Source organism: Rickettsia endosymbiont of Ceutorhynchus obstrictus, from assembly GCF_964026565.1.
In the GTDB taxonomy this organism is placed as follows: domain Bacteria; phylum Pseudomonadota; class Alphaproteobacteria; order Rickettsiales; family Rickettsiaceae; genus Rickettsia.
Genome location: NZ_OZ032162.1, coordinates 1,831,828 through 1,838,929, shown reverse-complemented (window position 1 = coordinate 1,838,929; position 7,102 = coordinate 1,831,828). Strand labels below are relative to the sequence as shown.

Sequence of the window (7,102 nt, the reverse complement as noted above, 5' to 3'; positions counted from 1 at the left end):
GTTACTACTAAATAACTATATTAAATATATTCTTTATAGTTGTATATGGGAACGATATTATGTAGATTAATTCTTTTCAACATAGTTATCAACAAAATTCTTTTTCAAATTACCTTAAGTTATTTAGTGATTATAATAATTATTCACATAAATTTACAGTAGCTTCTATATAGTGGATAACTAAGTGTAAGATTTGTTTATACCTCTTGAGAACTGTATTTTACAAAGCATTTGGGTATTTATTCACAATTTTATCCACAAATTAACCACTAAAGAAAAATTAGTACTGAAAAGCTTTATCCAATAAGGGTTTAGAGCTTATTTTGATGGAAATTAATACAATAATAAGAAGTTATTAAGAAAATTATCCACAATAACATATGCAACCCATGACAAAGCTGATTATTCACCTTGTTTCAGACTCTTCCGTACAAACTGCTAAATATGCAGCAAATTCTGCTCTTGCTCAATTTGCTACTATTAGACCAAAATTATATCATTGGCCGATGATTAGAAATCTAGAATTATTGAAAGAGGTATTAAATAAAATTGACTCCAAGCACGGTATGGTTTTGTACACTATTGCAGATCAAGAATTACGTAAAACATTAATGAAATTTTGTTATGAGCTAAAAATTCCGTGTATTTCGATAATAGGTAAAATTATTAAAGAAGTGTCGGCATTTTCAGGAATAGAAATAGAAAAAGAACAAAGTTATAGATATAAATTCGATAAGACCTATTTTGATACGGTTAATGCTATTGATTACGCTATTAGGCATGACGACGGGCAAATGCTTAGCGAACTAGCAGAGGCCGATGTTATTTTAATAGGACCCTCGAGAACTTCAAAAACCCCTACTTCCGTATATTTAGCTTATAACGGCTTAAAAACGGCAAATATCCCTTATGTTTATAACTGCCCTTTTCCTGATTTTTTGGAAAAAGTTACCGAGCAATTAGTAGTAGGACTTGTTATTAATCCTAATAGACTTATTCAAATACGTGAGGCACGAATGAATCTATTACAAATTAATGAAAATACTAACTATACGGATTTTAAAATAGTTCAAGAAGAATGTTTAGAAGTTAAAAGAATTTGTCAGCAGAAAAATTGGCCGGTAATAGACGTATCGACAAAATCAATAGAAGAAACAGCGGCCTTAATAATGAAGATATATTATAATCAAAAAAAAACTATCTATGCAAAATAAAAAATTTTCATTATTTACAACTATGAAAGGGTGCCTTATAATTTGAGTTTAGGTAAAGATGTCATTCCCGCGCAGGCGGGAATCTAGAAAAAACACTTTTCTGTCATCCTGAATTTATTTCAGGATCTACTAAAAAAAGATGCTGAAACAAGTTCAGCATGACAAGGACTGGATTCCCGCCTTCGCGGGAATGACATCAAAAATTTGAGCCAGGCAACAAAGCCTCCGGTCGCTCGCCATGACGATTCTGGTAACCATGCAACAAGGACGTGCGAGAACGATATCGAAAATTTAAAAATCAAGGTAATTATGGCAAATAACGTAACGGACAAGTCTTTTGAAGAAGAAGTATTAAAATCCGATCTACCGGTATTGGTTGATTTTTGGGCAGAATGGTGCGGTCCATGTAAGATGCTAACACCGATAATAGAACAATTAAGCCAAGAATTGCAGGGTAAGGTAAAAATTCTAAAAATGGATATTGAAGAGAATCCGGAAACACCTTCAAAATACGGAATACGTAGTATCCCGACGCTGATCCTGTTTAAAGAAGGTAAACAAGCCGATATTAAAATAGGCGCGTCAGAAAAAAAATCTATTTTAGAATGGATTAATAAATCTATTTAATACTAATTAGCGTTATTATGTTACCTAAACATTCAAATGTATTTATAGAAATAACGGATGGTTGCGTTGAAGGGATTGACACCAGAAAACGAGCACAAGGGTTAAAACATTTTTTTTTAGGCAAAGGAGAATTATTTTCTTTAAATATTCCTATATTACATGATATTAATTTTTCTTGTTATCAAGGGGAAAAAATAGCTTTTATCGGTAGTAACGGTTCCGGTAAAAGCTCTCTTCTAAAGGTAATAGCGGGAATTTACCCGTTAAAATCCGGTAAAATAAAAGTTCACGGAAATATTGCGGCAATTATTGATATGGGAGTCGGTTTTGAACCTGAGCAAACGGGTCGTGAAAATATTAAAATGCTGATGCTATATAGTAACATGTTAGATAAATATAGCAAAAAGGTTGAGCAAGAAATTATAGAATTTTCCGAGCTTGGTAGTAAAATTGATTTACCGATAAAAAATTATAGTTCCGGAATGCTATCACGCCTTGCTTTTTCGGTATCAATATTTCAAAATCCTCAGATTCTTTTACTTGACGAAATTTTTGCGGCAGGTGATAATTATTTTATAGAGAAGTCACTTAGTTTGATGAAAAATAAATTTAAAAATACGCCTATTTCAATAATCGTCAGTCATCAAGAAGATATTATTAAGGATAATTGTAATAGATGTATTTTATTACAAGAGGGTAGTATTGTCGGTGACGGTGATCCGACTGAAATATTTAAAATTTTTAATAGAGAAACTCATACATGATAAAGTATTTTTTTTCCAAAAAATACTGGCGATCAGTAATATTATTAGTTAAAACTTCTATAAGCCGCCAAAATAAAGATTCTTTTTTGGGTTCTTTATGGAGTTTGATACAGCCTTTTGTCCATATAATGGTAATTTCTTACTTTTTTGCTTTTCTATTAAAACAGCCAAGGGAATTCATGATAATGAATTTAGTAGGAGGTATCCCTTTATGGACTTTTATAGTAAGTAGCCTAACTATCTCATCAAATTCACTAGTAACGCGTGATCAAATAGTTAAAAAGGTCGGAATTTCAAAAACTTTCTTTCCGGTAGCTGATAGTTTAGCGCAAGTTTACAATTTAATTTGTTCATTCTCGGCGATGTATTTTGCGTTTATTTTATTATTTCCGGAAAAATTTAGTTGGCAAATAATTTTTATGCCGATCCTTATATTACCGTTAATAGTCTGCGTAGTTAGCGGTTCTATTGCGGTGGCGTTTTTAACTCCCTATATCCGAGATATTCCACAGATATTAAACGTTATTTTAAGTGTAGTTTACTGGACTATTCCGATCATCTATCCGTATTCTATGATACCGGAATCTAAAAAGATATTCTTTGAGCTTAATCCGTTCTTTTTGGTTATTAGACCGGCGCAGTCTTTAGTAAGTGAAGGAAGATTACCGGATTTAATACTAGTTATTAAATCTATTATAGTGGCATTTATTACCGTTTGTATAAGCTATCTTATCTATAAACGCTTTTCTAAAAAAGTTATTTATTACTTATGAAGCTCAGTTTTAATCTAGATTTTAACAATTTAGATTTAGAAGGTCTTAAAAAATTAGATCAGATATTTTTAAGTTTTCTTCTTGAAGGTGATAAGTCTCTATATAACGATATTTTATTTTTGCGATCTAATTCTCATTGTATAGCTACAAAGCATTATTCAGATTTTTTATTAAAAATTGCACCTTTTTTAGACGATTTTTTAGCTGAATTATTTAATATTTCTAAAGCGGTTAGTGAATTAAGACAGCAGCATAAAGAATTTGACGTAATTTATGAATGTAAGAGGAAATTCATTCAACGTTATGCGTTAAAGAAATATCCTATCGAAAAAATAAAAGAAATTGATTTTGAGAATATTTTTACGGCATTAACTAAGCTTTTAGGAGAAAATTTTACTTCCAAAGAATTTGCCAAGCAAGTAATTAAATGGCAATTAGAGGAAGAGAAGTTTTCAAAAGAATTAGATGTAGCAGCTCAGTATGCGGTGTGTAGGGTTTATGGTGAGGAATCGGAGAGTGGTTCATCATTCTCCGTCATTGCGAGGAGATGCGATAGCATCGACGTGGCAATCCAGAAAAATAATAATTTCACCACTTGGAATGTTAAGTCCTCTTTAGATTGCCGCGTCGGTACTTACGTACCTCCTCGCAATGACGAGAGTGTATTATTCACCATCCCCCAAAAACTCGATAAAGATAACCTAATCGACCCTAAAAAAATAGCGAAATATCAAACAAACGTCAGAGAGGGTTTTGATTATTTCGATCCTTCTATTAATTTAAATGCAGCTTTAAATCATGCTCATTATTGCATTTATTGCCATAAACAAGAAAAAGACTCCTGTTCTAAAGGTTTTGTCCGCAATCGTCATTGCGAGGAGGCACAAAGTGCCGACGCGGTAATTCAGGAAAATTATAGTCATACTGAACTTGTTTCAGGAGCTAATAAAGAGATGCTGAAACGATTTCAGCATGACGAGATGGATTCCCGCCTGCGCTGGAATGACATAAGAGAAGGCGGGGATGACATAAGGGAATGCGGGAATGGCATAAAAAGGGACAGGAATGACATCCAAAAACAAGGCTGCCCGTTAAAACAAAAAATTTCCGAGATGAATTACGTTAAAGCGCAAGGCTTTAATTTAGCGGCTCTGGCGATTATTGTTATCGATAACCCGATGGTGGCAGCTACGGGTCATAAAATTTGTAATGATTGTGCAAAATCTTGTATTTATCAAAAACAAGAACCGGTAAATATTCCGTTAATTGAGTCAAATATTTTAGAAGAAACGCTTAATTTACCTTACGGGCTTGAGATATATTTACTCCTTACCCGTTGGAATCCTCTGAATATTATTGTTCCTTTGCCGCAAGAATCAACCGGCTATAATGTTTTAGTCACGGGGCTGGGTCCGGCGGGCTTTAGCCTTAGTTATTATTTATTACGCTCCGGTCATAATGTGGTCGCGATAGACGGCTTAAAAATTAGCCCCCTGCCTTTTGATGTTAATGAACCTGTAAAATATTGGGCTGAATATAAACAGCGATTATCAGAAAGAATCCCGAAAGGTTTCGGCGGAGTAGCAGAATACGGAATTACTAGCCGGTGGGATAAAAATAATTTGGATATATTACGGTTAATATTAGAACGAAATAATAATTTTAAATATTACGGTGCGGTGCGCCTTGGCAGTAATATAACCACCTCCCAAGCGTTTGAACTCGGTTTTGATCATATAGCTTTTTGCAGCGGAGCAGGACAGCCTAAAATTCCGGAAACGGATAATTTTACCGCAAATTTTATGCCCAAGGGAGTTAAAACGGCTTCCGATTTTCTTATGACGCTGCAAAGTAGCGGAGCATTTTTAGAGAAATCTATTACTAATATGGTAATTAGGATGCCGATAGTGATAATTGGCGGCGGGCTTACTTCTCTCGATGCGGCAACGGAAAGTTTTTATTACTATAAAATGCAAGTAGTAAAGTTTTTTGCTAATTATGAGTTAGCGGTTAAAAAACACGGCAAAGCTTATGTCGAAAAAGATTGGACATTAGAGGACAAAGAAATAGCCGAGGAATTTATTAGCCATGCAAAATTATTTAAAGAAGCAAATAGCCGCCAAGCGATAAGAGAAATTTTTACTAAGCTCGGAGGAATTACTATTTATTATCGCGGAGAGTTAAAAAATTCCCCTGCTTATAAATTAAATCATGAGGAATTACTGCATGCTATGGCGGTAGGCATAAATTTTGTCGAAAATATGCAGCTGCGCGCTATTAACGTTGATAAATATGATTATGTTGAATCTGTGGAATATCGATGTCATACCCGCTCTCAATGTCATTCCCACGAAGGCGGGAATCCGGAAAAAATGTATATGGATTCCCGCCGTTGCCGGAATGACATTATACAGCTAAATTCAGAAAGATTTAGACAATGTGAATTTAAAGGTGAGCCTGCGCAGCGTATAATAATACGTGAGCACAGGCGAATCCAGAAAAATTCGCTTGTATCAAGCGATCGAGATGACGCTGTACAAGTACAAGCCAGAACCGTGATTATGGCAGTCGGCACTGAAAATGCAGAAATAGAACCGCAAGAAGAAAGATATAGTTACTTTGGTGATTGTGATCGAAAATATGCCGGCAGTGTAGTTAAGGCACTTGCTAGTAGTAAAGAAGGATATGAAAATATAAATAAGAGACTGGATGCCGTGGCGGGGTCACGGAATGACAAACTTTTCAGGTTAGCCGAGTATACAGGGGATTATAAGGAGTTTTTTGGAAAGCTTGATTATTTATTAAATAGTAAAATTGAAAAAATAAATATTTTATCGGATAAAATAGTCGAGTTAGTAATCCACTCGCCGCTAGCTGCGCAAAATTTTAAGCCGGGGCAATTTTTCCGCCTACAAAATTATTCGGATGACGTAACCAAATTAATGGAGCCGTTAGCGCTTACCGGTGCGTATGTTGATTTGGAGAAAAATTTAATTCATTTAATAATTCTCGAAAGTGGGCAGTCTAGTAATTTATGTAGGCATCTTTCCATAGGTGAATCTATTGCTTTGATGGGACCCACCGGCGCGCCGACCGAAATATTAAAAGATAGTAATGTAGTGCTAGTCGGCGGCGGGCTTGGTAATGCAGTATTGTTAAGTATCGGTCAAGCTTTGAAGAAAAATAATTGCCGAATTACCTATTTTGCCGGTTATAAGAAATTAGCCGATAGATTTTATGCAGAAAAAATTGAAGAAATAGCGGACAGAGTAATTTGGTGTTATGAGGAGGAACAAAAATGTCATTCCCGCGCAGGCGGGAATCTATGCATCAAAGGCACCGTGATAGACGGCATTAAATATGTGCAAAATCAAAAAGCGGAATTTCCTCAAATAGATAGGATAATAGCTATCGGTTCTGCCGAGATGATGGAAGCGGTAAGTAATATAAAGGATGAAGTATTCGGTAAAAGTGCCGAATTGATCGTTAGCGTTAATGCTTCAATGCAATGTATGATGAAAGGAGTTTGCGGGCAATGCGTGCAAAAAGTTAAAGGCGATAAAAGTTATATTTTTGTATGTAGCTGCCAAGATCAAAATGCTGAGATAATTGATTTTCCAAGCCTAAAAAATCGATTGCAACAAAATTCCTTACAAGAAAAATTACAAAAATTAGAATAAATGCAAGCAGTATATACTAAATTAACGCGAACTATGGATAAGAA

Annotated in this window: 6 protein-coding genes; 5 read left to right on the top strand and 1 reads right to left on the bottom strand. The window is 34.6% G+C overall.

Annotation, left to right across the window (positions count from 1 at the left end):
* The first annotated feature begins 389 nt into the window (after window positions 1–389).
* Window positions 390–1,214, top strand: coding sequence for a pyruvate, water dikinase regulatory protein (locus AAGD64_RS10535; RefSeq protein WP_341793395.1), 825 nt, complete (start codon window positions 390–392; stop codon window positions 1,212–1,214).
* 119 nt (window positions 1,215–1,333) lie between these two features.
* Here the strand turns inward: AAGD64_RS10535 and AAGD64_RS10530 are convergent, their stop codons facing one another.
* Window positions 1,334–1,516 (bottom strand): hypothetical protein, encoded by a 183-nt coding sequence (locus tag AAGD64_RS10530; RefSeq protein ID WP_341793394.1) that lies wholly within the window; start codon window positions 1,514–1,516, stop codon window positions 1,334–1,336.
* A 7-nt stretch (window positions 1,517–1,523) separates the two neighbouring features.
* Here AAGD64_RS10530 and trxA point away from each other — a divergent pair, with 7 nt between their 5' ends.
* From trxA to AAGD64_RS10510, 4 genes are read left to right on the top strand one after another with little or no spacing between them, the layout of a single operon-like run.
* Window positions 1,524–1,841 carry a thioredoxin gene (gene trxA / locus AAGD64_RS10525; protein ID WP_253310091.1) on the top strand — a complete coding sequence of 106 codons (318 nt, stop codon included), beginning with the start codon at window positions 1,524–1,526 and terminating at the stop codon, window positions 1,839–1,841.
* Between the two features lie 17 nt (window positions 1,842–1,858).
* A complete protein-coding gene (locus tag AAGD64_RS10520; protein ID WP_253308282.1) occupies window positions 1,859–2,605 on the top strand; it encodes an ABC transporter ATP-binding protein in 747 nt (248 codons plus the stop codon).
* Window positions 2,602–3,378 (top strand): ABC transporter permease, encoded by a 777-nt coding sequence (locus AAGD64_RS10515; RefSeq protein WP_253308283.1) that lies wholly within the window; start codon window positions 2,602–2,604, stop codon window positions 3,376–3,378. Before AAGD64_RS10520 ends, AAGD64_RS10515 begins: the two co-directional genes overlap by 4 nt.
* A complete protein-coding gene (locus AAGD64_RS10510) occupies window positions 3,375–7,058 on the top strand; it encodes a palindromic element RPE3 domain-containing protein (protein WP_341793393.1) in 3,684 nt (1,227 codons plus the stop codon). The genes AAGD64_RS10515 and AAGD64_RS10510 overlap by 4 nt, the downstream gene beginning before the upstream one ends.
* The last annotated feature ends 44 nt before the right edge of the window (window positions 7,059–7,102 follow it).